Source organism: Rhodopirellula sp. SH410, assembly GCF_055811895.1.
Window position 1 is genome coordinate 659198 of record NZ_CM147949.1, and the last position, 26864, is coordinate 686061.

Sequence of the window (26864 nt, forward strand, 5' to 3'; positions counted from 1 at the left end):
AGCTTTCATGCCTGCCGCCACTACCAATGCAGTACCACGTCGCGCCGCCGACAAGTCGAGTTCACTGACTCTGTTGCCTCAGCTGACCTGTCCTCACTGTTGGCACCAATTCGCTGCCGAGGATGCGTTGTGGATCGCTGGCCACTCAGACTTGCGCGGCGATGTCAAACTCGGTGAATCTGAGATGCGACGCTTTCTCCCCACTCGGTTCAACGCCAGCGGGGATGCGATCGATGTTGCCGGCGCGGCATCGACCGATACCGCTTGCCCGCGATGTCATCTGAAGATTCCACGTAGCCTGTTTGAGCTGCCCATTTTGTTTTTCTCCATACTGGGGGCGCCCGGCAGCGGAAAGAGCTACTTGCTCACATCGATGGTTTGGCAGGCGAGGCAGATTTTGTCCTCCGAGTTTTATTTGCGTTTTGCCGACGCCGACGCCGCAATGAATCGACGGGTTAACGAGTACGAAGAACAACAATTCCTGGCGCACCATCCCGATCGCCCGATCTCGCTAGCAAAAACGGAGGAGCAGGGCGACCTATACGACCGCGTTCGATTGGAGGAACGCACTGTCAATTTTCCTAAACCATTTTTATTTCGCGTCGGCCCTGGTCTCAAACATCGCAACGCCGATCGCGCGGCGGCGCTTTCGCGGATCATGTGTTTGTACGACAACGCCGGCGAGTCTTTTCTGCCAGGCGCCGATGAGAGCAACGGACCGGTCACCGGGCATCTCGGCCGTAGCGAGGTACTGTATTTCTGTTTTGATCCGACGCAGGATCCTCGGTTTCGACGTGCCTGCGATGGGATCAGCGAGGACCCTCAGATGTCGATGGATGATGCTGGCCAGCCGCGGGCGACCGTTCGGCAGGACTCGATTTTGACCGAGGCAATCACCCGGACCCGACGCGGTGCGTCACTGCGTGAAGACCAAAAACTCTCCGGGCTGCTGTGCGTGCTGGTGACCAAGTGGGATGCGTGGGAGGGCCTGCTGCCGGACGTCTCCACCGAACCGCCCTATGTGGTTACCAAAGACGACGGGCATGTTCTTTACGAGGAACGAATCGAGGAAACCTCCAAAGCGGTCGAAGAATTATTGCGACGCACCTGTCCCGAATTGGTAGCGGTGGCCGAATCGGTGTCCGAGGAGGTTGTTTTTATTCCCGTTTCCGCGACAGGAACGCCGCCGCATCGAAATTCCGAGACTGGGCAACTGGGCATCCGACCGGCGGATATCCAACCATGGTGGGCGGAAGTCCCGATTCTCTACGCGATCTCGCGGCGAACCCGTGGGTTAGTGGGTGTCGTGTCTCGCCAGGGCGTGGGAATGCAAGCTGCCAAGCCAACCCCGTGGCCAAAATCGGATTGATTTCACAACAAACAAATATCGCCTTTCGCGGTCTGCGAGGCAGTAACTTTTAGCTCCCGCAATTCACCCGCTCGCTCCTCTTTCGCCCCATCCTGCACTCGTCATGGCCAATCATTACGAACTGATCTACACCTCGGTACCACGAGGACTGCGGGCGGGCAGCCAAGGTTTTTGCACGGTCGCGACGACGGCCAGCATGCCCACCGGATTGATCGGCCCGCTAGAGAATTTATCAGCGTACCGTCACATCGAGGCTGCGGTGATGCCCGTCAATTTCTCGCATGTGCGGATGAAAGTGGCCGGGCGAAACATCGACGTGCTCTCGCGCATCGGCGACGCGGGCGCGGATTACACCGGGCGGACCAACAAGATTGCTCACCACATCGTGGTCGACGCGGCTGACCGTCCCGCGGGTGGACCGGCAGCGCTGTTGATGAGTGACTTGACGCGTGATGTGTGGGACCGTGAGCCCGGTGAACTGCCGCCGCTGGCATCGTTGCCTCAGGTTCAGTCCAGTCCACGAGTGGCTCGGCAGTGGGCGGCGATGGCGGGTGATGCAGGCTGGGCCGGGCACGTTGCGTCCCATTTCGTCAGTGGCGGGCCAACGATGTGGTTGGTCTATCGCCCTGACCAGAACGCCCAATTACTGGAGATGATTGACGAGTCGCTGTCGATTCTTACTCCCGCACAACGCTGGGCCGCCACCTTTGCGACCTATTGTGGTGACGTGGCGCCAGGCGTGACGCTTCGGCTGCGATGCGTGTTGGCGGGATCGCCAGAGGCCGCGTCCGCAGCGGCGCATGGCGGAATCGATCTGGCGTCGGGGACACTGGGTTCGCCTCCGGAAAGCCCTTACGTTGACGCAGCCCGCCACGGAGTGGCGGTGGAACCCTTGTTGGCCAGGCCCGTCGCCAGCATTCCCTCGCAAGCAACGCGTGCGTCGGCATCCGATCACGAGGCAGACACAGACGATCTGTTCGCTCTGCAGCCCCCGCCCCCGCCGGTCGCCGGGGGACGCCCCACGCACTCCAGCAACGTCGTGCCACCGGCACTGGGCACCTCGTCGAAGAATTGGTCGTGGTTGCTGCCGGTCATCGCAGTGGGCTTGTTGCTAATGTTAGTGGGAGTTGGCGGCGCGGTGTGGGTGCTCAACGAGCGGCGTCAGAACGACTCGCTAACACAGTTAACCCAAGAGAATGGAAGCACGCCGACTCCCGTTACTAAGCCTGCACAGGATGGGAACCCAATGGAGGGCGATAGCGAAACGGCTGAAATACCCGCTAGCACCACCGAAGAGCCGCAAACGAGCACAGTTGATCCGAAGTCTTTAGAACCCGCGGTGCCCTCGCCTGAAATTCAACAGCTAGACGAGGCAAAGAACCTGTTCGCGTCAATCAAGCAAGCCAAAGAGTCGATTATCGAAGGTGCGGATGAGGTACAGAAAACGTTAAATAATATGCAGGAGAGAAACGCAGAAATCCAGAGCGAACTCTCCAGCCTTTCGACAAAATATACTAACCTCACGGATCTTGATGTTCTGCGCAAACCAGGGTCGCTGGAGGAAATATTTGTTGAGCCAGCCAAGAGACTCAATGATGACATTGGGAAACACCAGCAAGATATCGTTAAGCTTCAGGAAAAGAAAACGGAATGGATTGATAAGCTAGTTAGACTGAAAAAACAGTCTGAAAACGCCCTCGGCAATGAGGTAAGTGAGTGGCAAGACATCCCGGTTGACGTCCAAGCAAAAGTCGACCCAGACGAGCAGATGCCAACGTGGACGGAAAGTATTAAAAATGTCAAGATTGGGATCGATCCCCTGCAAAGCCTTTCAGCCGACGCGGATAGTTTATCCAAGCGTTTTATCGTACTTGAAAGTAGTGACCTCGGAGAAATGTCGATAGACGAAACGCGTGCAGATTTCGAGAAAGAACGCGAGTCCCACACTCTGCATGTGTACCTGTATTTGACTGGTAGTGGCAATAATACCAAGCTGAGAGCGGAGATGCGTTGCGAGCTAGCAAACCAAGGATTGATGGATTGTAGTGTCGCCCTAGCAGATGCGCCTAAAGACTCTGGCATCGGCAGCCAAGTCGTCGACGAGCTTCGGGTTTTTCCGAACCAGCAGCTGTATTTGGTTGAGGGCAACGATCACCTCTATTTTCAACTGAAGCCCGATGGCGGTGACAGGAAGTCCAGCGCGGACAGGACGTTCAGCGAGCTCGTAGCGGATCTCGTAAAAGCGGCTGAACCTGTGATTTTGCAATTTGAAAAAATAAAAATCAATATAAGCACAGTAAAAGAGGTAAAAGAGCCCACTGACCTCGATGCAAATGCGACGCAACGAGCTCCATATAACACATATGCATTGATTCAAAAAGCGAAGGAAGTGGTCCCCGAATTCAAGAAGAAGCAGGGTCTAGAGAGCTTAATTAAAAGCACTGATGATTTATTTGGCAACGTTGATCTCAAAGGCGATAACGGCCCGAAAGAAAAAAGAAATCTCTCCAGTTCTGAGCAGGATTTCAAGACTCGCCTGTTGGCTGAGCTCGAGGGAATGCCCAATTCGTTTCCGGAGAGCAGTGATTCCATTTCCAGGGTCCGGGTGGTTGCAAAGCAACTTCATCAGTATCTCAAGAACAGAGACATTGCTAATGAAAAACTCACACAGTTGCTGAACAAGACGCTAGTCGACTTTGGAAATGTTCTTGTATTTACATTATCCAAGAATGTACTCAACATAAACGGGGTGCCTGAAACTGAGATTAAGGAACGCTTTGATTTGGTGTTCATCCCCGAATTACACTATGATTCGCCATGACGATAAACGTTTGCCTGTTGTGCTCATTGTTTCTTACTCGTTTCTCACCTTCCACTCTTTACGTAGAATTTGATGTCGCCGATTGTCCGCCGAATTCAAACCCTGCTCGATAGCCAGGGAGCCGTTCTTGACCCGCAGCCGCTGGGGGAACTGAGCGAGGAATACGCTGCGGCGGTAACGGAGGTAAACGATCGGCTCAATGAGGCCGCCGATCTGGTCCGTCGGGGACTGCGCAGCGAGGCGATCGCGATGATTAGCGGGCCACCGTCGGTGCTCGATCAGGCACTGGACTTGGAGTTCCCCCGCTTCGAAGAGTTCGTTGAGTTGATGGGGTTTTTCGATTGGCCATTACCGCCACACGTGGACCATCATGCGATCGAAATCCTCAATGACGCGATGGTCGAGATCACGCCGATCGAGAAGCTTCTGCGGCGGCAACGGCAACTCGCTCTAGCGCGGGCTCCACTGGCATGGCGACTGCGAACGCTGCGCGCCATCGCCGCAGCAGATCCCGTTTCCATGCACTGGCAAGAGGATATCGAAAGCTGGGAAAAAGTCAGGCAATCGCAACTCGCCGCTGACGTTCGTAGCGCCATCGTCGAAGGCGACTTGAACCAAATCGATGACCTCCATCGCGAGCTAACCGATGAGGCGTGGAGTAGCAAGCCGCCAAAATCCTTGGTTGACGCGGTGCGTAAAAAACGCCGGGATTTGCAATCGTCTGACCTCGTGAATCAACTGGCCGGCGCGGCGGACCAACTGGCCGAGGCATCGCGACAATTTGACGAAGCCGGTGGTCATGCTGCGGCTGACCACTATCGCAATTTACTGGGGCAAGTGACCAAACTGTCCGGGGCCACGGCTGTTCCCGAAGAGACCTCGGCGAAGGCGCGAGAGGGTTTGGAATGGATCGATGGATTGCGTTCCGAAACTGAGCGACAACAACAGCGTGCGGCGGCATTGGGACGGCTCAATGAGATTCTCGATCGACGCGGCGTCAAGGTCGCTGAAGTCGAATCTGCCTACCAGCAGGCCGCAGTGTTCGACGAAACGTTGCCACCCGAATTATTCAATCGTTACCGAACGTTGGTGGATGAATTGAAACTGGGATCGAAACGTCAATTCATGCTGGGTGTGGCTGCCGTTGCGGCAACGACACTGATCCTCATCGGGACGCTTGTTTCGATGCAAATCAGTCGAACTCACCGACAACGCGTGGCCATTGTTGAAACTCAACTGAACAAGCTGCTTGAGGCTGGCCAGTTGACCCAGGCCACTGAATTTATCAACGCGTTCCAGAGCCAGGAAGCGGGAATGGCCAGCGAGCCATCAATCGCCCCCTTAATCATTAAGCACACCGACTTGCTTCGCCGCGAAGCCGAACGGATCGCAAAATTTAAATCCGATCTGGAAGCAGTCGTCGCAGTCGAAACCGAAGCACTCGAATCTAGCCAGATTAGTGAATTGGAGTCCACTGCGGTCACGGACACTGAGATTGCACAGGCCCATGAGCAGCGAATGCGGTATCGGGGCCTGGCAGCTGAGCGGACTCGTAACGACACCGAAGCGTTAGCCGCGGGTTTGGAGAAATCTCGGGACGCTATCGCAAGAATGTCGCAAGTCGACATCAACGAGATAGGTCCCGATGAACTCGTCAAACAGGTGGACGAAACCCACGCGGTCGTCGAGAATCTCAATCAGCTCAAACTCACGCATTCGTGGGCGGCACCGCCGCTGCTGAAGGAGGTTGATTCTCAAGTCGCACGGGTGAAATCGCTGCGGCAACGATTCCAAAGTCAGGTCACGCAGGCACATCTGGCTGCTTCTGAGATGGATTTGGTCCTGTCGGCACGTACACCGCGAGATCTATTATCTCGTTTAAAAGGTTTTGTCGAAGCGGTTCCCAGCCACCCTCGATCGGATGATTACCGTCAAGTGATTGAGGAATCCAAATTTTGGGGCACCATGGATCAGTGGAATCAATACTTGAGCACGACCGCTGCCTTTTTTCGGCCTCCTTTTAGCAAACAGAACGCCGAGGCACAGTCCGAAGCGGAGCAGAAACTCAAGGAAGTCGTTGCCGCGCCCCCGGCAACGATTCCTGCGCCGCTAACTGATGCGATCGACGCGGCTGAATCGCGACGTCAGGAGTTAGCGGCTATCGACGCAGATCTCAGCCGGTCTTTGTACCGGCAATTGATCTCCGTTACCGAACGCAACGGTGCAGGTGAGCGTTATTTTGTCTATCGAACCTACTATCAGCGGAACTCTGATCAATTTGAATTCGAAGAGTCCGCGAGTGTCAAAATACGCAAATACGATACGCTGGCGTTGCTCGACGGGTCTGTTCGCAAGGTGAGCCTCGAGGGAGACTTTCTTATCGAGGACGAACCCAGAGCATCGGTTGATGGATTGCGGGCTGAACTCGGTCGCGACCCTGGTCGCTTTATTTCGGATTGGGATGGTGCCATGTTGGCAACGATGGCTTGGTTGCGAGGCCGTCAAGCACTCGACTCCAATCTCCGTCAGATGCTGACCTATTCTCTCGCTCAAACAATGCTCACGGGAACCCGCCAGTTGAAAACGCAGACGACCCGGGTGCTGCGCGAGATGGAAGGGAATCGACCGCAGTGGGAAAACTGGTATCGCCCGGCACCGCGAATGGTCAAGATCGAAGCGCTGATGTCGACAAAGGTGTATGGCGAATTGAGTCAATTGTATGGCGCGCGGCCCCAACTAAAACAACTCGCCAGCGGACTGGGCGAGTTCCGACTCGAACCGATCGGGATGATGCGTTCGAATCGTCTCGAGAAAGCCTCGGCGGCGCAAATTCCTCAACCTAAAGTTCAGTTTTGGCGAGACGAGGCTGAGTTGAAAAGCGGCAGCCTGCTGGTTGTACGACGCGATCGTAACGATCCGCTGCGGGCCCGCTGGTTCACCGTCGCAACCATCCATGGCCCATTGCTTCAATGGGCCGATACGGTAGATCTTCCGACGACTGGTCAACTGCTGTTTTTTTCCCCTGGCCAATCGCAATCGTCCTCCACTGGCCAACAGCCACTTTGATTCATGCAACGTCGCGACATGACAGTCGAGTCACACCCAACCTTAGTTTTTTAAAATGCAATACTATGTTCGATTCAAAGGTAAGCGCATTGGGCCGCTCGATGCCCAGCGTGTCGAGCAGTTACTGCATCGCGGTCAACTGACAATCCATCACGAAATCAGTGAGACCAAGGGCGTTTGGCTACGCATTGGTGAATGGCAGAAGTCGCAGACGACGTCCGGGGCATCCGGGACGGAGTCTGAAAGGTCCCATCAGGATCCTGCGGGCGAAGTTGCTCGGCAGCAGGGGGCCGATGATGAGTTGCGGCCAGCTTCCGGATCGTCCTCAGTGGCCAGCGATCAGTGGCACCTCGCGATCGACGGCGAACAGGTTGGTCCCTATTCGGAAGCCAAAGTCGGCGAGATGATCCGCGATGGCCAGATCGTCAATGGATCTCAGGTATGGCGGAGCGGAATGGATCAGTGGCGAAATGCTGAGGATGTTTTCCCCGGTGCAATCCGTGCCGCCCACGAGATGCCACGCGTTGATCGCGCGGATTCCGGTCTCTCCGTAGCGAATATGCCTCAGTCCGTCGTTGATTCCGTCGCGTCGCGGAGATCGTGGGTCACCATCGCATGTGTTTTTGCGTATGGTCTGGCGTTGGAAATGTTTGCGTTTGCCGCCGGGCTGATCTATCTAATCGCCAAGGGATTCATCCCCGAGGGGCCCGGCATTTTTTTGCCCATCATGACGGTGTCTGCATTCGTTCTTGCATTTCTTTTGTTGGTGATTGCCATTCACATCACACGACTGTCATTAGCGATGAGTCTATTTGCCATCTGTGGAACAGCCGCTGGCTACCGTAGGCTGGCACTGCATGAAAATCGAATTTGGTTGACAACTGTTGTGATCGGTTCTTTTCTTGGCATCGTGCAAGTTACGGTGTTTTTCGTGTTTCTATCAGTATGAAATTTCACCAGGATATCGCTTTGACTAATGACGCAGCCCACTGCGACAAGGCTCGCCGTATCGACTTGGCTGCCTTCGCCGAGAGCGAGGCAAGATCAGCCTCCCGTTGCACTTGTTGTTTTAATATAAAAGAACGGTGTGAGCGATGAGTACGAACACGGTTCCGGAGGTTCGTCTTTCCATTAGCCGCAGCGATCCTGAAGCGATATTTGGTCTGTCTCCCAGTGGTGGGACATCCGTGCGCACGGGTCTTGCCGGACTGATCGGGCTGGTCGCAACGGCGGCATTCTACGGATTGTTGATGCTGATGCCGAAGGGTGCGTTTATTGAAATGATGACCGAACGAGGGCCGACTCAGTATCTCGCCGTTTTGTTTGGGTTTTGGTCGGCGACGATCCTGTTATTCAAAAGGCAGAAGTTGGCAATTCAACGACGCGCATTGGACTATCCTGTCATCCCTGCGAATCACGACTTTGTGCTAACCCGTCAAACGGCGCCGGACATTTTGACGACGATCTATGCGTTGGTGGACGCACCGGAGCGGTTCATTGTTTTCAATCGAATTCAAATCGCGCTTTCGAGTTTGAAGAATCTAGGTCGGATTGGAGATGTCGACGATATTTTGGGATCGATCGCCGATCGAGACGAGTCGGCAGTCTCCACTTCTTTCGGGATGCTCGCCGGATTCCTATGGGCGATTCCCGTGCTGGGATTTATTGGAACGGTATTAGGTTTGGCCAATGCGATTGGCAACTTTTCTTCTCTGCTGGATGGTCAGAGCGACGTCCAGGGGATCATTGGCTCTCTGCGCGAGGTGACCGGCGGGCTTGCCACGGCATTTGAGACTACTTTGGTGGCTCTGGTCATCGCATTAGGCCTTCAACTCTGGATTACCGCCCAGCGAAAAAGCGAAGAGGAGTTCTTGGATCGCTGCCAAGATTATTGCCTACGTCAAATCCTCAGTCGGATGCGAAGCGAAGATGGTCATTCCACACCAAGTGAATCTGCGACGGTTGCGACCGCACCACGACCGAATATGCCTGTCAAACCTCGAGATGGTGTGCCGCGATGACGCGACGTGTTCATCCACCCGGAGTGTCCTTTTTTGCCTTTCAGGACATCATCACCGCGGTCGCCGGCATCTTTATTTTGATCACATTGGTTATGGTTCTTGATCTGATTGAGAAGGTCGACGCCGCCAGTAACACAACCGTCGGTGACGCGGCGGCGATCCAGCGAATCATTGAGCAAATGGATGCGGAATCCGAACAGATCGAGGCGGAGCTGAATCAGCGATCGCAGCAACTCGGTCGCGTGACGCAAGCTATCGAGGCGGCGGGGACCATGGACGTTGAGCAACTACGTGAACGCGTGGCATCGCGGCGCAAGATCGCTGATGATGTATCCGGCCAAGCGAGCGCCGCCCAGCGACAATTCGACAAAGCAAATCAGCGATTGGAAGAACTGACGCGTCGCGATGCCGCTGAAGAATCAGCGGCCACTACCCAGAGCGAAACATTGCTCGAACAGGCCACGCTGTATCAGAGCCAGTTGGAAAAACTCTCGAGCAGCAGTTCGCCGTTGTACAACGATACCCTCGCCGATGGACGTGACTTGATCATCATCCGTTTGGGTGACCATCCTAGTAGTACCGATCGCTTGTCGATTCGCGACGGGGGATCGCAACAGCGACTGGCATTTAACAATATCCAGTCGCTGATCGATCACCTTCGGCACGCCGACCATCGAAAACGTCACTATTTCATCATGATCGCCCCTGGTGGGGCGAGTGATTTTAAAATGCTGAGGGATTATCTCGATAGTGCGACGCGGACAGCGAGGTATGGGTATGACGTCGTCGGTTCGGAAGATGACGTGATGCTATATTTTGAGCTGGAATTATGAAACGACGCGGCGCCGTCTCAGAAGACAGTTTCGATCTGTTCCTGGACACGATTTGCAACACGTTTGGCGGAATCGTCTTTTTGGCGATCCTGGTGACGCTACTTGTTCAGGTACGTTCGGATCCATCGGGGCATCAGACCCCTACCAAAATCGATGCCGCGAAGTTGCGTGAGCTGGAACTGAAATTGGATCAGGCATCCGTTCGAGTGGAGGCACTTCGAGAATCGCAAGAGTCTTTGCCGCCGCCGGTGATTGATCCGACCAATGTGAAACTGGTGGAATTGGACCAGGAATTTCAGCAGCTACGGTCACAGATCGATCTCGCTTCGGAGAAACGCGATCGGTTGGGGATTGAATTGCTCGACGTCACGCAGGCTGCTATCGAGATCGAGCACGAATCCGAGTCCCATCAACAAATGGTCCAAGAGGCCACCGCTACACTGGCCAGCACGATGAAGCGGTGGCGAGATGCGAAGCAAAACGCCGTCGAGACAATGTCAGTGCCCCGCCAGCGAACCGGTAGGGGGTCGCGAGCCATTGTCGTCCTGTCTCGTGGCCAGCTCTTTCTGGTCGCCTCGCCGGATGATGCCCAGGGAGATTTTTTCGAAAGGCACGTCGAAGCGACAAGCCTTGGCGATGGCGGCTATCGAATCAAACTTCGTTACGGCAAGGGATTGCAACTGGGCGGACCAAAGTCAATTGCCGCCGTTCGTGGTACCGCGCAACGAATCAGCCGCTACGAAGGAACTTTGATCATTGTCGCGTACCCCGATAGCTATGACGAATTTGCGCCCGTAAGAGACGAGTTCAAGCGGGCCGGTCTGAATTATGACCTGTGGGTCATGAAACATGGCGAGCCGCTCGAGATCCACTACGGTGGTTCATCGGGGACGGTGCAGTGAGTTTCGCTCCGTTATGATAGCCATGGATAGATTCGGCGGCGGCGTTTCAGCGGCCCGCCGCGAAGGAACGAGGGGTTCTATTTTTATGATGCGTACTTGAGTTGATTCCCGATGAAAGCTTCTTTTACATGCCCGCAATGTGGATATACCCAAGCTGCCCCGGAGGCTTATATCGGGCGGAAGAGTAAGTGTTTGAAATGTGAGGCAGTCGGCGAGATCATTGCCGGTCCGCCGCAACCGCAGCGACAGGCATCTAGCCGCACAGTTGCCGGTTCCAGCTCAAAATCGAAAGGCGTACCTCGTTCGGAAACCCAAACACACATCCCGGACGCTGGGCGAGACAGTTCGGGTGTGGACGCCCCATTTGCGATTGATACGTCGACGCCGCAGCGATCCGCCGCGGCAAGAGAGCCGGTCAATGCGTTTCAAGCATCCAATCGCACCGGCAGCGCGGGCGTGCCCGAGAGGTATCCGAATCTGACGCTCTACCTAGCAATCGGGACAACCGTCACCAAGGTTCTTGCCATTCTAGCCGCTGGAGTTTGGGGCTTGGGCGGTCTGGGGGCGTGCGCCCAAGCACTCTTTTTCACCGATGCGCCTATGCTAGGCAGAATTGGAGTCACCTTCATCACACTTCTCGTTTTAGCGTTCGGCCTGTTGCTGATCTATCTCTACTACGTGGCTTTCATGGCGATCATCGAATTGATTCGGGTTGTCATGGATATCGAACGTAACACTCGAAGGGTGTGAGTTTAGCGCTGCCTGCAGTTGATCGCCGGTCGCCGCCTCTGAAAGGAACGAAGCCCGATGCTGCGTGAGATGTCAATCTGCGCAGCGCATTGTTACCTCATCGCATTCACAGGCTGGCGGACGTCTGTCTGCTATCGTCGCCTCGAGGCATTCTTTCCGGCAGGTTCTTCCGGGAACTGTCCAACAAAAAAACGGACTGGTGTCGGGTACTGAGTACTTCCATCGCTTCGCGGTTCAACGCTCAACCGTGGTAAGAAGTGAATCACCCGCATTCCATCCCGAAACGCACGCTGGCCTCGAGCTGGGAGGGGGGCTCACTCGCAGTCGCGGATCTGTTTTAGCAGCGCCATGAAAACCATTTCGTTGGCGTCAAAGTCGCGGCTCTCGGCTTGGAATTGGACTAGAATCCGGCCGGCGATGGGCATTTGGTCGCGGGTCGATGCTGGCGCGTCGAGCAGGACGATGCGGGAGAAGACCACCAGGTCGAGATGGCAAAAACTCAGGTCAACCGCCCGCTCGCTATCGTCGGCACCGGCGAGTTGGATCTCTTCGAACTCGACATCATTGTACTGCTGACGCAGCAGTTCTGCGATTTCGTCAATCAGCTCGTCATCGCCACGGGTGATAGGCAGTGTCTCGATCGAGACGAACCCACCGCTGGGCAGATCGAAGGTTGCCCCCTGATCGCCTTCATCGTCACCGCGGGGTGCGAGGGTCCAGTTCTCGGGATAGAGCAGTTTAAGACCGAATCCCTCAAAGGTAGCAGGCATGGGCTGGAGCGTTCGGTTGCGAGTCGGAGGAATCAGGAAGGAGTCGACATCGTCAGCGCGAGACGCATCGATTCAGGCACGGGCATTTTGATGAGTTTGCCGCCTGGTGCAAGTCGACAGCATACGACTGAAATTCTCCCGACCGCGACCACTTGGGACTCACACTCGATGCGGTGGCGATAGTGGATACTGCTCGTCCCCACCCGGTCAACGAATAGCGAGATATCGAGCAGGTCCTCGAATCGAGCCGGCCCCATGTATTCGCAGGCGGCGGCAATGCGGGGCCAGGTCAACGAATCGGGGGTGTCGTGCCGAGGCAAGACTGCGACCCCGATGGACCGCAAAAACTCGTGCTCAACGGATTCCATGATGGGGAAAAACGCTGAGAAATGAACGATCCCGGCCGCGTCGGTGTCGCGAAACTCGACGCGGCGTCTCGTCTGAAAACGGGCTGTTGGATCGCCTGTAGCTTCAGAATCGTTCACTAGCGGAGGTCTACTCGCCCACGAAGGGCAGCAGAGCCATGAAACGCGCTCGTTTGACCGCAGCGGTCACCGCGTGCTGGCTGACGGCGGTACATCCGCTCTTGCGACGACCCATGATCCGACCTTGACGGTTGACCATTTTAGACAGCAAATCGATGTCTTTATAGTCAACGTACATCGGCCGGGGGCGATGACCATCGACGAAAATCGGGTCTTTCTTGCGAGTTCGGCTGCGGACGCGTGAGCGTTTGCGGGCACGGCTACGCGTGCTCATTGGACGTGGGGGCATGCTTTTCCTGTAAATGGAAGGCGAATGGTCTATGTCGGTCGGCTAATTGAACCGAAGTTCTCCAGCCGACTCGCCGAAGGGCCGCATAGTGTGACGATCTCAGCGCAGATTTGCAATGCGTCTCGAATCACAAATTTGAGGAGCCGATTCTCTGTGAGACGGCGGTGTTTGTTTCGGAGACGTGCGTACGCCTACTCTGCTCCAAAACCGCCGCCGCCCGGGGTTTCGATCCGCAGTCGATCGCCTGCCTGAACGGACATCGAGACGCAGCCCGGAAGAGGGGTGATGGTCTCGCCACGAGCTAACGATTGCCGGCCCGATTTTCCCGGTGATCCGCCCTCGGCGCCGGAGGGCTGGGTCGTCCGGCGAGAGGTGATCAGCGACAGCGTCAGGGGCCGAAGGAATTCCATCTCACGAACCATGCCATCACCCCCGCGGTGGCGTCCCGTCCCGCCGCTGTGGCGGCGAACCCCAAATTCCCATAGCCGTACCGGCAAGCGGGACTCCAGCACCTCGGGGTCAGTGATCCGCGTGTTGGTCATGTGCGTGTGGACGGCATCGGCACCGTCAGCGTGACGGGTCGCCCCCGCACCGCCGCCGATCGTTTCGTAGTATCCAAACGTGCTGTCTCCGAGCAGTAAATTGTTCATCGTTCCTTGAGACGCCGCGGCCACACCGAGTGCGCCTAGCAACACGTCGACGACCCGGTTGGACGTCTCCACATTCCCGGCGACCACGGCCGGGCAACGCCTGGGATCGTCATGGCCGGGGGGATCGAGCAGTCCTGGGGGGATGATCAATTCGATTGAGTCGAGCACGCCATCGCACAACGGCAGTTCGTTCGGTGTCACGCATCGCAGCACATACAGTACCGCCGCAGTGACGATGGAGCGGGTCGCGTTGAAGCCGTGCGGATGCACGTCTCCGGTGCCGGTAAAGTCAACGGTCAAACGCGGCCTCGAGTCGGATTCGCGGGTGCCGCTCGGTCGCAAGGAAACCTGTACCGGCGTCCCGTCGTCGAGTTGATCGGAAAAGGACCTTGGCGATGTGCCGAGGGATTCGATCCATCTCGCAGTCGCTTCGCCAGCGACACTCATCAACCGAGCGAGCAGCTCAGCGAGTCTGCCCGGCGGAAGCGAACCTGATAGCATTGACATCATCCGTGCTCCCTCACGCCCCGCCGCTTCGGCTGCAGCGATGTCGGCCATGTTCTCATCGACATTTCGCGACGGATAAGGAGCCGTTTGCAGCAGCTCACTGAGTTTCGCGTGATGCGAGACACCGCCCCGGGTCAACGCCATGTTGCGGATCAACACACCTTCTTCAGCCAAACAGGTCGCCGCGGGCGCCATCGAGCCGGGCACCATCCCGCCGATCTCTGCATGATGGCAGCGGGAGGCAACGAAGTAATCGCATGGCCATCCGGCCGGTCGCCTCGGTGCCTCTGACTCGCAAAATACCGGTGTCACGACAGTCACATCCGGTAGGTGCGAACCGCCTGCAAAGGGATCGTTGCTAATGTAGCAATCACCATTCATCATCTCGGGAAATGACGCAATCATACTGCGCACGGTATGGCCCATTGCTCCCAAGTGAACCGGCACGTGTGCGGCATTGGCGACGAGCGACCCGTCACCGAGGAATACCGCACAGCTATAATCACGCCGTTCCTTGACGTTCACGCTCACGCTCGTGCGGCGGATGACCTCGCCCATCGCTTCGGCAATCCCTTGGACACGGCGGCTGACGATCTCCATCTCCACGGCCTCGTGCCCGGATTCGGTACCGCGACCGGCATTCACCGGTGGGACGCGCGTTCGCCGCAACTCGATCACCCCATCCCCGCCCATCGTCGCGGTCCAGTCGGCTTCGACGACGAGGATCGAATGCGGCGAAGCAACGATCGCTGGCCCGGCGATGGAATCTCCGCCGATGAGCTGTTCGCGATCGAGCACCGCCAATTCGCCATTGCTCGAGCGAGGGGGTTCCAGGCATCGTTCCCCGCCGTGGTTCTTACTCGGTTCATGTGGCGAAAGTGGATCTGGCTTTTGAAGGGTTGTTTCGCAGCGCAGAGAAACGATTTCGATCGGCATGCTGATGCGGTCATATCCGAACGTTGACTTGTGCTTGGCATCCATCCGAGCGGCCAGCGTCTGGGTCGGTTCGAGCGGTAGTTCCAGTGTCGACTGCGTGCCTCGGTAGCGCAGGTCGGCCCATACCTTGACGTTCACTTGCTCGTCTCGGGCGGCCAGGCCCGCGGAAGCTGTCGCGGCGGAATGGTCACGGATCGTTCCGCGATCCGAACGAGGGGCCACGGAACGATCGACGACTTTAAGATCAGCAAGCGACTCTTCGTCATATAGGAGCTTGAAACAAGCATGCCGCAATGTCGCTGCGGCATCGTGCAGTTCCGCCAAACACGCCGCTGAGCTGACACGCGCCAACGGCTCTGCATGGGACGGATCGTCCTTGGATCGGCCCGGGGCGATCGTGCCTTGTTGTGCGACGGTCATCAGGCGACCGATCGCAGCTTGGCCGATGCCGACGGCCGACAAAATACCAGCTTGCGGATGATCAACGATATGCGACATGCCGAGTGATTCGGCGATGCGGCAGAGGTGCCCGCCTGCGGCGCCGCCGAAGCCGACCAACGTCATACCCCGAACATCGTTGCCCGCCGCCGTGGTCACGCTCCGCACCGCCTCGGCCATCTGCGTGACCGCGATCCGCAGAAAACCTTCCGCCAACTCGTGCGGCGATGTTGCAATCGAGTCGGGGAGCGATTGATGAATGACCTTGAGTGCTCGGTGCGCCGCCGCGGTATCCAGGGGGAACGGGAAACGCTCAACGGGCAGTCGCCCCAGCACGACATTGACATCCGTGATCGTCAGTGGCCCGCCACGCCCATAGCAGGCCGGTCCTGGATTCGCACCGGCACTTTCAGGACCGACGAACAAGCGACCGTCACGGCATCCACAAATCGAACCGCCCCCGGCCGCGACCGTATGAATATCCATCATCGGGCTGAGGACCCGGATGCCACCGATCTGGCTCTCGTGGCGTCGACCCGTCTCACCGTCGAAACGGCTGACGTCCGTGCTCGTACCGCCCATGTCCAACCCGACGGCGCCGGCCAAACTTCGCTTTCTCGCAATGTCCGCCAGTGCGACCACACCACCAGCGGGCCCGGATAGGACGCTTTCACGACCGTGGAAGCCGTCCGAGGCGACCAAGTTTCCGCCGCTGGTCATCCACCGCAAATGACATCTCTCCGGTCCACCAAATTGTTTCGATACTCGTTCTACGTAGTCCTCGAGTACCGGCTGTAGGTACGCGTCGAGGGTTGTCGTTTCGGCACGGGGTACGATTCTCGGTAGTGCGGCGACGCGTGTCGAACGGACCACGCGATCGAAGCCGACGTCCCTGGCGATCCGCTCGACAATGCGTTCATGGATATCGCTGCGATAGGAATGGAGCAAGCAAATCGCCAGCACTTCGGGACGGTCGTCCGATTCAAATAGCTGGCGCAGTTGCTCTCGCAGCAGGTCTTCATCGATCGGAATCAGCTCTTCGCCATCGGCCGACAATCGTCCCCGCACTTCGATGACGTGCCGCGGCAGCGGTTCGGGTTTGATAATGTCCAGAGCGAATAGTGTGGGCCGATCTTGAGTGCCGATCGATAGCAGGTCACCGAAACCCGCGGTGATCAACAGCGCCACGTTGGCTCCGCTGCGGGTCAGTAAGGCGTTCGTGCCGCGGGTCGTGCCGAGCCGCACCTGCAGCGGTGGTAGCGGTTCGCTGAGTGCAATGCCCAGCAGTAACCGCGTCGCCAATACAGGGGCTTCGATGCCCGCATCCAAAGTCAGTCGCCGCTCGCCACAGTCCGCATCGCTCAGGCCGTGAGCACGATTGAGACGCAGCAGCACATCGACGCGATCCCAGCCGAAACTCTCGCGGGCCGGTGCGTCTTTGGGGGCTCCCAGTTCGCACGCCAGGATTTCGCCGAGTGCTTGACCATCCGATGCGATCACACTCGCACCGACCCAGAATCCGCGATGCACCAGTGGGCTCGGCATCCGCACGAGAAGTTCATCAGCCGCACCCACGCCGACGACATCCACACTCACCAGACCGCTGCTGAGGACCTTGAGCGAGACCTGGTCGCTGGCGGCGTCGCCGGTCTGCGTGACCAAGCAATCGGTAAACGTGCCGCCAATGTCTGCCCAGACTTCGATCATGATCGAGACGCTTAGCTCGGGTTGAATAGCCGTAAGATTTCGGTGGTGTCATCGAGGTCGATCAAGGCGACAATGATATCACCCACCTTCAATACATCTTTAGCGGTGGGCACACGCACAAACCCATCACGCTGGATCGCTGCGATCAAACATCGTCCGGCCAGTGGTAGGTTGGCCAGTGACGCCTGCGTGATAGGGCTGTCGGGCATCACTTCGAGTTCGTAGACGCCGATCGATCCGTTGGGCAATTTTGCCTGACTGATGACTGCGCCCTCGTTGAGGAACCCCAAGACTTGGCGGGCCACGACATCTCGTTCGCTGACGGCCAGGTCGATGCCGAGTTTCCCGACGACGTTGGCGTAGTCGGGGCGACCGACGACACACATCACTCGCGACGCCCCGAGCTCGCGGGCTTCGACTCCCGCCATGATATTGTTCTCATCGTTCCCGGTGCAGGCGACAAAAAAGTCCACGGTGCCGCCGCCCTCGTCCTCGAGCACGCTACGGCGGTTGGCATTGGCCAGTACCACGGTGATATGCGGCAAGAGTTTGGAAAGCTGTTCGCAGCGGTGAGGGTCCGTTTCCAGCAACACCACGCGGAAATCTTCTTTACCGAGGAGGTTGATCAAGTGGTACCCGGTCTCGCCACCGCCCGCGATCATCACCTTCGTTTTCTTGCGTGCGCGTTTTTCGCCGCCAATGATTTTCCTCGCCACGCTGATCGCATCGGGCATCCCGACCAAGCTCACGCGGTCCCCGACGTGGGTTTCATCGGCACCGCTTGCAATCCACATGCGGCCCTCGCGTGCCAGCGATCCAATCCGCACGCCCGGCGGCAAATCGAGTTCGATCAGCTTCTTACCTGCTGCGCTCGCCCCCGCGGCAACTTCCATCTCATAGACCTGCAGTTGGCCACGGGCAAAGTGCTCCAGTGGGATCGCGTCGGGATTGCGAATCGCTCGAGCCAGCTCTGATGCCGATAGCTGTTCGAGCGACAGCAGGCTGTCGATGCCAAAATGCTGTTGATAGTCGAACGTCGCCAAGTCGCGAAAAGCAGGGGCATAGACGCGGGCGATCGCCCGGCGGGCACCGAGCGCCTTGGCCATGCTGGCGGCAACGATGTTAACCTCATCGTTGCCGGTTACCGCCAGGCAGAGGTCCGCACTGAGCACATCGGCCGAAAAAAGGACCGTACTCTGCGACGCGTTGCCTTCAATGGCACGGACATCGAGTTCGCTATTGATCTCGCGGACGATCTCTGGATCGCTATCGATCAGCGTCACGCTGTGTCGACGTCGGCATAGCATGTCGGCGATCCACCGTCCCACCGTGCCACCGCCGAGCGTCAAAATTCGCATCGGCCTATACCATCCAATCCATCACCAGCATGGCGACAAACACGATCGCCATGAAACTCGTGATCCAGCGCGCCGTATGCAGGGCGTGTTTCAGAATTAGGTTCATGTCCTCGTGCCGCGTCGCACCAAACACCAACGAAATCGCCACGATCAGCGGCAGATAGTACAGCAGGTAAGTCCAAGAGATCGTGAGCATAATTGAATTCGCCGGGGAAAAATGCCGTCCACGGAGCCGTCTACCGAAGGAACGCCGCACGGCATCGTAGCTCAACGCCCGCTGTCAGGGCAATGCACCCTCCAATCGGCCGACACTACGAACCAGGCTCGTGCCCGTGTCCCGCCCCGCAGTTCGCCGTCCCTGACAGGATTCTCGGTGGCAGATCGGTGAATCCGTTCACAAACGAAAATACTTCGGCAGGGATGCTTAAAAGAAAACCTGCTCAGCGGTGTCTCTCAGTATGGATTGCTTTTCGGCTGGTGACAGGAAATCAGCGTGATCGCGAATCAGTGCAATTGAGGATTCATAGCTGTGATCGTCTTGCACCTGATAGGGGCAATCGCTGCCCCACATCAAGCGATCCGCTCCAAAGCAACCGGTGACGCGTTTTATCATCGGAAGCAAATCTTGGTAGGGTGAGGTCTTTCTCCCCAACGCATAGAATGCGGATGTCTTCACGAACGTGCGGGGGAATCGCGACAGTCGACAGAGCCGATCAAGCGATTCAGTCTCGACGGTTCCGTTGATGCCGATTCTTGCGAAGTGATCCACGACGACGGTGGTCTCCGGAAACTTTTGGCAGAGCCTGTCAACGAATTGGATCTCATTGGGGTTGATCAGTGGACAGACCGCCAGTCCTTGCTCGCCACACGTTTTCCACAACGTGTGGATTCCCGGGGCAGCATTCCAGTCCTTCGCGTCGCCGGTTGAGTGCAATCGAAAGCCGCGAATTCCTTCGCCGGCCAACGTACGCATTCGCTCCACCAAGTTTTGGCTGCGGTAGTCAACGATCCCCACACCCGCAAAGACGCCTGGGTGGGATTTCATGGTCTCGATCATGAACGAGTGATCGTATTGGTAGAAACTCATTTGGACGAGAACAATCCTGGCGACGTTCGCCGGCTTGCTATGGCTGAGCAGTTCGGCCGGCAAGAAGCTGGGCGGCTGCATGTCGGAAATCTTGAAGTCCGAGCTGATCGGGTACTTCGTCGTGTCAGGGCTCCAGACATGCACATGGGCGTCGATCCACTCCGGAACAGCCTCCGCTGCAGCGACAATTTTGGGAGGCCTTGCCACCGCGATCCATGCTGCGGATGCGGTACTGACCATGAGCGAACGCCTTGAGGTAACACTCCGTTGGACAGTATTCATGGTCTCGTTATTCATGGTCTCGTCTCGTGATCAGGATGCTGTTTGTCGCTGCCAGGCGATCGGTTGAATGGGCCCGACAAGAAACAGGTAGGATAGAACACCCGCCAGCATCACTGCCGCGGCAATAAAGAAGGCTGTTTGATACGTCCCCGTCGCTTCGACTGACCACCCCGCCACCAAGGGCGAGGCCACGCCGCCAAGGTTGCCGACGCAGTTCTGGATGCCGGTCCAACTTCCCGCGGCGGGACCGGCCATGGTTTGCGTCATTGCCCAGACGTTCGAGGTGAACATGCCCAACGCAACGCAGGCCAAGGTGAGGACAACGATGCACGTGGTCGAGGACTGCACGCGTGACGCGGCTACCAATAGTACCGCGGCGATGGACAGTCCGCTCAACGCAATCGACTTGCGGGCCAGCGTCGGGGATCGTCCGCGTCGGATCAGCAGGTCGGCCGCCGAACCCCAGAACAGCGAGGAAACCGCCATCGCCAAGAGCGGCAGCGCACCCAGAACGGCAGTCTCTTTCAGGTCGAGCCCGCGCGCGTCCATTAAGTAGGACGGCAGCCATGTGAGCAGGAAATACCACACATATCCCAATGAAAACATTCCCAGGGAACTGCCCAGAACCGAGCGGTGCAGGGCAACTTGAGCCAACGAAGGCCGGTGCGTGATGGAATGCTCATCCCGATCGTCATCCTCCACGGCCTGAGCCGATGGTTGGGAGCGTGACGGAACGTACTTGATCCAGGGCACCAGCCAAAAAATGCTGCCGGCACCTAAAGCGATGAACAGGGATCGCCACCCAAATTCGTTGACCAGCAAACCGCCTGCCAAGATGCTGAGTGCTGGCCCGACCTTCGTGCCGGCATCGATCGCGGAGTTGACCACGCCTCGCTGGTCCTCAGGGAAATTCTCAACGATCAGTTTTGAGATCGCGGGATAAGCCGCGCTTTCACCCAAGCCCAGCATCAAACGCGCCGCGATCAACGCGGCGAAGCCGTTGACGACCCCCGTCAATGCCGTTGCCAACGTCCAGATGAAAAAGCAAATCGCATAGACCCATTTGACGTCGAATCGGTCGACCAACCAGCCCGCAGGAAGCTGCATCAATGCGTACGTCCAAAAGAACACTGACAGCAGTAGTCCTTTCTGTGACGGCGTCAGCGAGAACTCGGCCTCGATGTCGGGAACTGCCACCGAGAGCGCGCCACGGTCGATGTAATTGATCAAGATCGACAACACCAGCAACACCAAGAGTACCCAACGGGCCTTATTCGCATTCGCGTTTGCAGGATTCAAGACAGAATGCCCTTAACGACTTCTCCGGCGACGTCGGTGAGCCGAAAGTCGCGTCCCGCATGGCGGTAGGTCAGCCGCAGATGATCCAGGCCCATCAGGTGCAATAGCGTGGCATGCAAATCATGGATATGGACTTTGTCCAGGACAGAGTAGTACCCATATTCGTCCGTCGCACCATATTGGATTCCAGGTCGGACCCCACCGCCGGCCATCCACATCGTGAATCCTTCGGGGTTGTGATCGCGTCCGTCGTTGCCGCTGCCCTGGCATGTGGGGGTGCGACCGAACTCGCCGCCCCACAACACCAGCGTATCCTCAAGCAGGCCACGCGATTGGAGGTCCTTCAATAAACCGGCAATGGGCTTGTCCACCTCCGCCGCATTTTGTTGATGGCCCTTTCGCAGACCGCCGTGTTGATCCCATTGGACTTCACTATTGCTGTGCGTCACTTGGATGAAACGCACGCCCCGTTCGGCGAACCGCCGGGCCATCAAACACTGGCGACCAAAGTCCTGCGTGACCTCATTGTCGAGTCCGTACATCTGGTGGGTTGATTCCGTTTCGCTCGCTAGGTCCAGCGTTTCGGGCATCTCGGTTTGCATCCGAAATGCCAGTTCAAACGATTGGATTCGCGCATCCAAAACAGAGTTGTTTCCCGTTTGCTCGATGAAATCACGGTTGAGCGACTGGGTGAAATCAAGTTGTCGACGTTGTTCTTGCCGAGAGAGATTCGCATTCTGCAAATACTTGACTCGCGCTTGCTCGGATGACTGACTCGCGTTCCCCAGCGGGGTTCCTGAAAAGTTGGCGGGCAGGAATGCTGAACCCCAATTTTTTGCGCCACCGTGCGCCAGCGTCGGGCAGATCGTAATGAATCCGGGCAGGTTCTCGTTTTCGCTCCCCAATCCATAGGTCACCCAGGATCCCATGCTGGGCCGCACGAACACGTCGCTGCCGGTATGCAGTTTCATCGACGCCCCACCGTGCGCGGGATTCGTCCCGTGCATGGAGTTGATGATGCACAACTTATCAACGCACTCGGCCACATGGGGAAACAGTTCACTGACAAAAATCCCACTCTCGCCATACTGTTTGAACTTCCAGGGCGACGCGAGCAGGTTCCCGGTGGGGGCGAATTGCACTCGCGGTTTATCAAACGGTAGCGGCTTGCCATCATCTTTTTGAAGCTGAGGCTTGAAATCAAAGGTGTCCATATGGGACGGGCCACCTTTCATGAATAGAAAGATGACTCGTTTCGCACGGGCGGGAAAATGGGTCCGCGGCAGTTCGCCACCGACCGCGAGAGGGCTCGCCGCACGAGTCTCATCGGCCAGTAGCGAATGGAACGCTAGCGATCCGAAACCAGCAGCACAGGTTTGCAAAAGTTTCCGGCGTGAGTCAATCATGGTATTGGCCTTACTTTATCGCAGATAGAAAAATTCGCTGGACGACACGACCGATTGGCAAAGTGCCTGCCACACGCGGAGGTCACGATCCGTGACGTCACCACTTTGAACGAGGACCTCTTGGTACTGAGCAGCAAATTGGACCGCTCGGGCTCGCTCTTCTGTCGAAGGGGGCCGTCCGTAGGCTCCCATGTAGAGTTGTTCAACGCGGTCATCAACGTCGTCGTTTGTTTCCAGCAGGCGTTCGGCCATGGACAGGGATAACTGCTCGACGAGGGGTGAGTTCATCATGAAGAGTGCTTGTGACGCGATCGTGCTGGTGCTCCGATCACCCGTCAAAACACTTGCGTCGGCATAGTCGAAAAGCTGGAACATGTCATACAAGTGATTGCGAATGACCGGCACATAGATGGACCGGCGCATGGTGTCATAGGTCGACTTGTCTTCGGACGTGTGATTGAACACATACTCGCGATTGTCGTATCCCATCAAGTTACCACCGACTTCAGGATCGAGTTTTCCGGCGAGGGCTAACAGTCCGTCACGGATCGCTTCGGCCTCCAGACGCCGAAGATCGAAACGCCAGTAGTATTGATTGTCGGGGTCAATGCGAGCGTTCTGGGGATCCGCGTCACTGGCGGCTTGGTATGCGTCAGACAGCATGATCATCCGGTGCATCGCCTTGATCGACCAGTTCTCCTCGACGAATCGAACCGCTAGCCAATCCAGCAATTCGGGATGACTGGGACGGTCGCCACGAAGTCCGAAGTTATCAACCGATTTCACAATCCCTTTTCCAAAGTGCCCATGCCAGATTCGATTGACCATCACGCGCGCGGTCAGCGGATGCGTCCCGCTGGTCAACCAGTTCGCGAACTCGAGTCGGCCGCTGTGACCTTCAGGGACGTTGGGCTGCTGTTGGTCGGTCAAGACTTCGGGGAATCGACGTGGCACCGAGTCGCCTAGCGTCAGGTGGCTGCCGCGAAGGTGTATCGACGCATCAGCGATCTCGCCTTCGACGACGCCCATCGCCGTTGGTCCGGCAGGCGGCTTCGCCTCCAGTTCCTTGACCTCGGCGCGGAGTTTCGTCAGTCTCGCTGTCGTTTCTTTTGGAAACTGTGTTTCGCTCTCTTGGGAAAGCTCGTCGGGGGCAATGTCCAACTCCGCGGCAGCCGCCAGTCGACAATCTTCGATACTCTGCTTGATCGCCGCAATTTTCGCGTCGTGGTCATCCCACAGGGCAATCTGTTCACGCGTCCCGACGGGATTTTCATGCCATTTTGCGACCGTGCGATAGTGATCCATCGTCCGTGTGCTTTTGAAAATCCCGGCCAGGGCGTAGTAGTCGTGATGACTGATCGGATCAAATTTATGGGTGTGGCATCGTGCGCAGCCCAACGTGAGTCCCATCATGCCACGGCCGAGGGTATCGATTTGCTCGTCGATGATATCCATCTCCATCTTGGCTTCATCTTGCTCGGCCAAAAACTTCGGCCCCAGCACTAAGAACCCTGTCGCGATCAAACGCTCGTTGCGAAGATCGATGTCATCGTTGGACTCCAGTAGATCGCCCGCCAGTTGTTCAACCACGAACTCGTCATACGGCTTGTCTTGATTGAGAGACTTGACGACGTAATCGCGATAACGCCATGCGTTCCCGTAGGCCACGTTTTCATCCAGCCCGTTGGAATCGGCGTAGCGAGCGATGTCCAACCAGTGGCGGCCCCAGCGTTCGCCATAGTGAGGCGAAGCCAGCAATCGATCGATTAAACGGGAGTACGCTTGGTCCGACTCATCGGCCAGGAATGAATGAACCTCCGCCGGTGTCGGTGGCAGACCGGTCAGGTCGAAGGTGGCTCGGCGGATCAAGGTCGCTTTGTCCGCGGGAGCTGCCCTGCGGAGTCCCTTTGTCTCCAGGCCGGCGATAAGGAAGGCATCAATCGGATTGCTAGCGGCAGCGTTCCCACACGCACCCTCTGGCAACGCTGGCGACGATGCCAAGACGCGGGGCGGGATTGGTTTGACGGGGGAGCGAAAGGCCCAGTGCTGACGACCTTCTTCGAGATCGACGTCGCCGACTGGGCGTGCGTTGCCCATCTTGTCGGAGTCCGGGTGCGGCACGCCCATTTCGACCCAACGCCGAACATCCGCGATTTGAGAATCGGACAACTTTTCAGAAGGCGGCATCTCCAGTTCGCTATCGCGATAGCTGATCGCGGTGACCAGCAGACTACGGTCGGGCTTGCCAGGAGAAATGGAAGCCCCGGCATGACCGCCTTGAAGCATCCCTACCAATGTATCGACTCGCAACTCCGACTCTTGAGTGTCGGCCCCGTGGCACTCGTAGCAGTGCTCAGCCAAGAGTGGCCGGATCTTTGTCTCGAAGAATTGGATCTGCTCGGCAGTCGCCGCCGTAGCGTCCGCGTTGCCAGGATCGGCTGCCCGGGTGACGGCATGACCGATCGTAAGACTCCCTGTAAACAACGCTGCGACGACGCTAAGCGTACGGAGTGTCGCGGCTGCGGTCATGGTTGATGTGTCCATCAAAAGTCTTCTATCGGTTCAGGTTACCGTCGCTGTGCATGCCCAAAATCTCGTCATCGTCGATTCGGATTCAACCGTTGAAGTCCAATGGCGTTTGGTTTGCGGCTCGGTTGGAGGCGGGACGGCCGTTGACGTTGTGACTCATCGATGCTCGCTTGCCGACGTCAACTGACGTAACATCGATCCAGTCACCCTGGCCGTGGAGGTGGGGAGCGATTCAGTGTATCGCCAATCCGCGCCCAAAGCAAAAATATTGCCCGCCCTCCCGTGGAAACGTGCCGGTGTTCTGCGTGACGCCTTCTGCTCAGCGGATCAAGTCACTGAAAGCAGTGTCATCGATATTTCGCCCGCTGATGATGGCGACGATGTCGCCATCACCGTCGACGGAGACGTGCCCGGCCAGCAACGCAGCGATTGCAATGGCACCGGATGGTTCGGTTCGTAGGCCGTGGTGCTGGTAAATCCAAGCCATCGCTGAACGAACTTGAGTGTCCGAAATCGTTTCACACGCCGAGACGCAGCGTTGCAGGATTGGCCAATTGTGCGCGCCCACCTCGTACGACAATAGGCCGTCGCAAATGCTCTCCGGCTTTTCCAGACTGACCCGGTGCCCGGCACTCAGGGATTGTTGGAAGTCGTTGGCGTGCTCGGGCTCCACCGCAAGAATTCTCGCCTGTGGAAACGCGTCCTCGATCGCCAACCCGATTCCAGAAAGCAGTCCACCGCCACTGACGGGACAAACCAGGTGGGATAGCCCTCGGTTCATCGCGGTCAGCGACGAAACGATTTCCAGCCCCCCGACGCCGTTGCCGGCGATCACGGCATTGTCATCGTAGGGGGAGGCTTGGACCGCGTTCTCCTGTTCAGCGATCTGCCGGGTCATGCGCTCACGTTCGCCTGTTAAGTGATCACGTGAGATATCATAGGTCCGGACTTCGGCGCCGAACGAACGCGTTAGATCAAACTTGATCTGCGGCGCATTGTCGGGCATCACGATGATGGCTCGTTTGCCAAACTTTTGACTTGCAAAAGCGAGGCCGGCTGCAAAGTTACCGGACGAGCACGCCGCGACCGGTCGTTGGCCGATTACCGCGTCATACAAGATCATCCAACCCAGTGCCCCCATGACCTTGAACGACCCCGTCGGTGACCAGCCATAGTCCTTTAACCAGACTCGGCGTGACGCCGAAAGATTGAGCCTATCTTCCAGCGCGTACGAACGAATCAGAGGGGTTGGTGAAACAAAACGATGCATGTGAGTTTCCAGTCCACGAACATCGGCGATCGTCGCAATCTCGTTAGTATCCATCGGCAGTTTTTTATTGAGGCAAATGCCAGTGCGTC

The 26864-nt window shown here is 57.3% G+C and carries 19 protein-coding genes; 8 read left to right on the forward strand and 11 right to left on the reverse strand.

What is annotated here, in order from left to right:
- Nucleotides 1-7 precede the first annotated feature (7 nt).
- The 8 genes from SH410x_RS02725 to SH410x_RS02760 all read left to right on the forward strand — a co-directional run bounded on the left by SH410x_RS02725 (nucleotide 8) and on the right by SH410x_RS02760 (nucleotide 11762).
- Entirely contained in the window at nucleotides 8-1369 is a 1362-nt protein-coding gene (locus SH410x_RS02725; protein ID WP_473674375.1) for a hypothetical protein, read from the forward strand.
- A 103-nt stretch (nucleotides 1370-1472) separates the two neighbouring features.
- Entirely contained in the window at nucleotides 1473-4190 is a 2718-nt protein-coding gene (locus SH410x_RS02730; RefSeq protein ID WP_473674377.1) for a GAP1-N2 domain-containing protein, read from the forward strand.
- Nucleotides 4191-4262: 72 nt separating this feature from the next.
- Nucleotides 4263-7256, forward strand: a complete 2994-nt coding sequence (locus tag SH410x_RS02735; RefSeq protein WP_473674379.1) for a hypothetical protein — start codon at nucleotides 4263-4265, stop codon at nucleotides 7254-7256.
- Between the two features lie 55 nt (nucleotides 7257-7311).
- On the forward strand, nucleotides 7312-8205 hold the full coding sequence (locus SH410x_RS02740; RefSeq protein WP_473674381.1) for a DUF4339 domain-containing protein: 894 nt from the start codon (nucleotides 7312-7314) through the stop codon (nucleotides 8203-8205).
- Between the two features lie 145 nt (nucleotides 8206-8350).
- On the forward strand, nucleotides 8351-9277 hold the full coding sequence (locus tag SH410x_RS02745) for a MotA/TolQ/ExbB proton channel family protein (protein ID WP_473674383.1): 927 nt from the start codon (nucleotides 8351-8353) through the stop codon (nucleotides 9275-9277).
- Nucleotides 9274-10110: a hypothetical protein gene (locus tag SH410x_RS02750; protein WP_473674385.1), complete on the forward strand. Its 837-nt coding sequence runs from the start codon at nucleotides 9274-9276 to the stop codon at nucleotides 10108-10110. Before SH410x_RS02745 ends, SH410x_RS02750 begins: the two co-directional genes overlap by 4 nt.
- Nucleotides 10107-11012, forward strand: a complete 906-nt coding sequence (locus SH410x_RS02755; protein ID WP_473674387.1) for a hypothetical protein — start codon at nucleotides 10107-10109, stop codon at nucleotides 11010-11012. The genes SH410x_RS02750 and SH410x_RS02755 overlap by 4 nt, the downstream gene beginning before the upstream one ends.
- Nucleotides 11013-11363: 351 nt before the next feature.
- Nucleotides 11364-11762 (forward strand): hypothetical protein, encoded by a 399-nt coding sequence (locus SH410x_RS02760; protein WP_473674388.1) that lies wholly within the window; start codon nucleotides 11364-11366, stop codon nucleotides 11760-11762.
- 314 nt (nucleotides 11763-12076) lie between these two features.
- Here the strand turns inward: SH410x_RS02760 and SH410x_RS02765 are convergent, their stop codons facing one another.
- The 11 genes from SH410x_RS02765 to SH410x_RS02815 all read right to left on the reverse strand — a co-directional run bounded on the left by SH410x_RS02765 (nucleotide 12077) and on the right by SH410x_RS02815 (nucleotide 26829).
- Nucleotides 12077-12532, reverse strand: coding sequence for a hypothetical protein (locus tag SH410x_RS02765; protein ID WP_473674390.1), 456 nt, complete (start codon nucleotides 12530-12532; stop codon nucleotides 12077-12079).
- A 32-nt stretch (nucleotides 12533-12564) separates the two neighbouring features.
- Complete coding sequence (locus SH410x_RS02770) at nucleotides 12565-13017, reverse strand: acyl-CoA thioesterase (RefSeq protein ID WP_473674392.1); 453 nt, start codon at nucleotides 13015-13017, stop codon at nucleotides 12565-12567.
- A 10-nt stretch (nucleotides 13018-13027) separates the two neighbouring features.
- Nucleotides 13028-13291, reverse strand: a complete 264-nt coding sequence (gene rpsR, locus SH410x_RS02775) for a 30S ribosomal protein S18 (RefSeq protein WP_473674394.1) — start codon at nucleotides 13289-13291, stop codon at nucleotides 13028-13030.
- Nucleotides 13292-13497: 206 nt separating this feature from the next.
- On the reverse strand, nucleotides 13498-17544 hold the full coding sequence (locus SH410x_RS02780; RefSeq protein ID WP_473674396.1) for a hydantoinase B/oxoprolinase family protein: 4047 nt from the start codon (nucleotides 17542-17544) through the stop codon (nucleotides 13498-13500).
- Between the two features lie 11 nt (nucleotides 17545-17555).
- Nucleotides 17556-18902 carry a Trk system potassium transporter TrkA gene (gene trkA, locus SH410x_RS02785; RefSeq protein WP_473674397.1) on the reverse strand — a complete coding sequence of 449 codons (1347 nt, stop codon included), beginning with the start codon at nucleotides 18900-18902 and terminating at the stop codon, nucleotides 17556-17558.
- Nucleotides 18903-18906: 4 nt separating this feature from the next.
- Nucleotides 18907-19098 (reverse strand): hypothetical protein, encoded by a 192-nt coding sequence (locus SH410x_RS02790; RefSeq protein ID WP_473674398.1) that lies wholly within the window; start codon nucleotides 19096-19098, stop codon nucleotides 18907-18909.
- Between the two features lie 228 nt (nucleotides 19099-19326).
- The gene (locus SH410x_RS02795) at nucleotides 19327-20271 is read right to left on the reverse strand and encodes an amidohydrolase family protein (RefSeq protein ID WP_473674401.1); all 945 of its coding nucleotides are present in this window, start codon (nucleotides 20269-20271) and stop codon (nucleotides 19327-19329) included.
- Between the two features lie 30 nt (nucleotides 20272-20301).
- Nucleotides 20302-21570 carry an MFS transporter gene (locus SH410x_RS02800; RefSeq protein WP_473674403.1) on the reverse strand — a complete coding sequence of 423 codons (1269 nt, stop codon included), beginning with the start codon at nucleotides 21568-21570 and terminating at the stop codon, nucleotides 20302-20304.
- Nucleotides 21567-22976: a DUF1501 domain-containing protein gene (locus SH410x_RS02805; RefSeq protein WP_473674405.1), complete on the reverse strand. Its 1410-nt coding sequence runs from the start codon at nucleotides 22974-22976 to the stop codon at nucleotides 21567-21569. The genes SH410x_RS02800 and SH410x_RS02805 overlap by 4 nt, the downstream gene beginning before the upstream one ends.
- 15 nt (nucleotides 22977-22991) lie before the next feature.
- Complete coding sequence (locus SH410x_RS02810) at nucleotides 22992-25520, reverse strand: PSD1 and planctomycete cytochrome C domain-containing protein (protein ID WP_473674407.1); 2529 nt, start codon at nucleotides 25518-25520, stop codon at nucleotides 22992-22994.
- A 304-nt stretch (nucleotides 25521-25824) separates the two neighbouring features.
- Nucleotides 25825-26829 (reverse strand): threonine ammonia-lyase, encoded by a 1005-nt coding sequence (locus tag SH410x_RS02815; RefSeq protein WP_473674409.1) that lies wholly within the window; start codon nucleotides 26827-26829, stop codon nucleotides 25825-25827.
- Between the last annotated feature and the right edge of the window lie 35 nt (nucleotides 26830-26864).

What these genes read in the sequence shown, in the direction of transcription:
- SH410x_RS02795 (WP_473674401.1), bottom strand. Translation starts at nt 20,271, where the DNA reads ATGAATACTGTCCAACGGAGTGTTACCTCAAGGCGTTCGCTCATGGTC.
- SH410x_RS02755 (WP_473674387.1), top strand. Translation starts at nt 10,107, where the DNA reads ATGAAACGACGCGGCGCCGTCTCAGAAGACAGTTTCGATCTGTTCCTG.
- SH410x_RS02750 (WP_473674385.1), top strand. Translation starts at nt 9,274, where the DNA reads ATGACGCGACGTGTTCATCCACCCGGAGTGTCCTTTTTTGCCTTTCAG.
- SH410x_RS02780 (WP_473674396.1), bottom strand. Translation starts at nt 17,544, where the DNA reads ATGATCGAAGTCTGGGCAGACATTGGCGGCACGTTTACCGATTGCTTG.
- SH410x_RS02810 (WP_473674407.1), bottom strand. Translation starts at nt 25,520, where the DNA reads ATGGACACATCAACCATGACCGCAGCCGCGACACTCCGTACGCTTAGC.
- SH410x_RS02735 (WP_473674379.1), top strand. Translation starts at nt 4,263, where the DNA reads ATGTCGCCGATTGTCCGCCGAATTCAAACCCTGCTCGATAGCCAGGGA.
- SH410x_RS02765 (WP_473674390.1), bottom strand. Translation starts at nt 12,532, where the DNA reads ATGCCTGCTACCTTTGAGGGATTCGGTCTTAAACTGCTCTATCCCGAG.
- trkA (WP_473674397.1), bottom strand. Translation starts at nt 18,902, where the DNA reads ATGCGAATTTTGACGCTCGGCGGTGGCACGGTGGGACGGTGGATCGCC.
- SH410x_RS02725 (WP_473674375.1), top strand. Translation starts at nt 8, where the DNA reads ATGCCTGCCGCCACTACCAATGCAGTACCACGTCGCGCCGCCGACAAG.
- rpsR (WP_473674394.1), bottom strand. Translation starts at nt 13,291, where the DNA reads ATGAGCACGCGTAGCCGTGCCCGCAAACGCTCACGCGTCCGCAGCCGA.
- SH410x_RS02805 (WP_473674405.1), bottom strand. Translation starts at nt 22,976, where the DNA reads ATGATTGACTCACGCCGGAAACTTTTGCAAACCTGTGCTGCTGGTTTC.
- SH410x_RS02790 (WP_473674398.1), bottom strand. Translation starts at nt 19,098, where the DNA reads ATGCTCACGATCTCTTGGACTTACCTGCTGTACTATCTGCCGCTGATC.
- SH410x_RS02740 (WP_473674381.1), top strand. Translation starts at nt 7,312, where the DNA reads ATGCAATACTATGTTCGATTCAAAGGTAAGCGCATTGGGCCGCTCGAT.
- SH410x_RS02815 (WP_473674409.1), bottom strand. Translation starts at nt 26,829, where the DNA reads ATGGATACTAACGAGATTGCGACGATCGCCGATGTTCGTGGACTGGAA.
- SH410x_RS02730 (WP_473674377.1), top strand. Translation starts at nt 1,473, where the DNA reads ATGGCCAATCATTACGAACTGATCTACACCTCGGTACCACGAGGACTG.
- SH410x_RS02745 (WP_473674383.1), top strand. Translation starts at nt 8,351, where the DNA reads ATGAGTACGAACACGGTTCCGGAGGTTCGTCTTTCCATTAGCCGCAGC.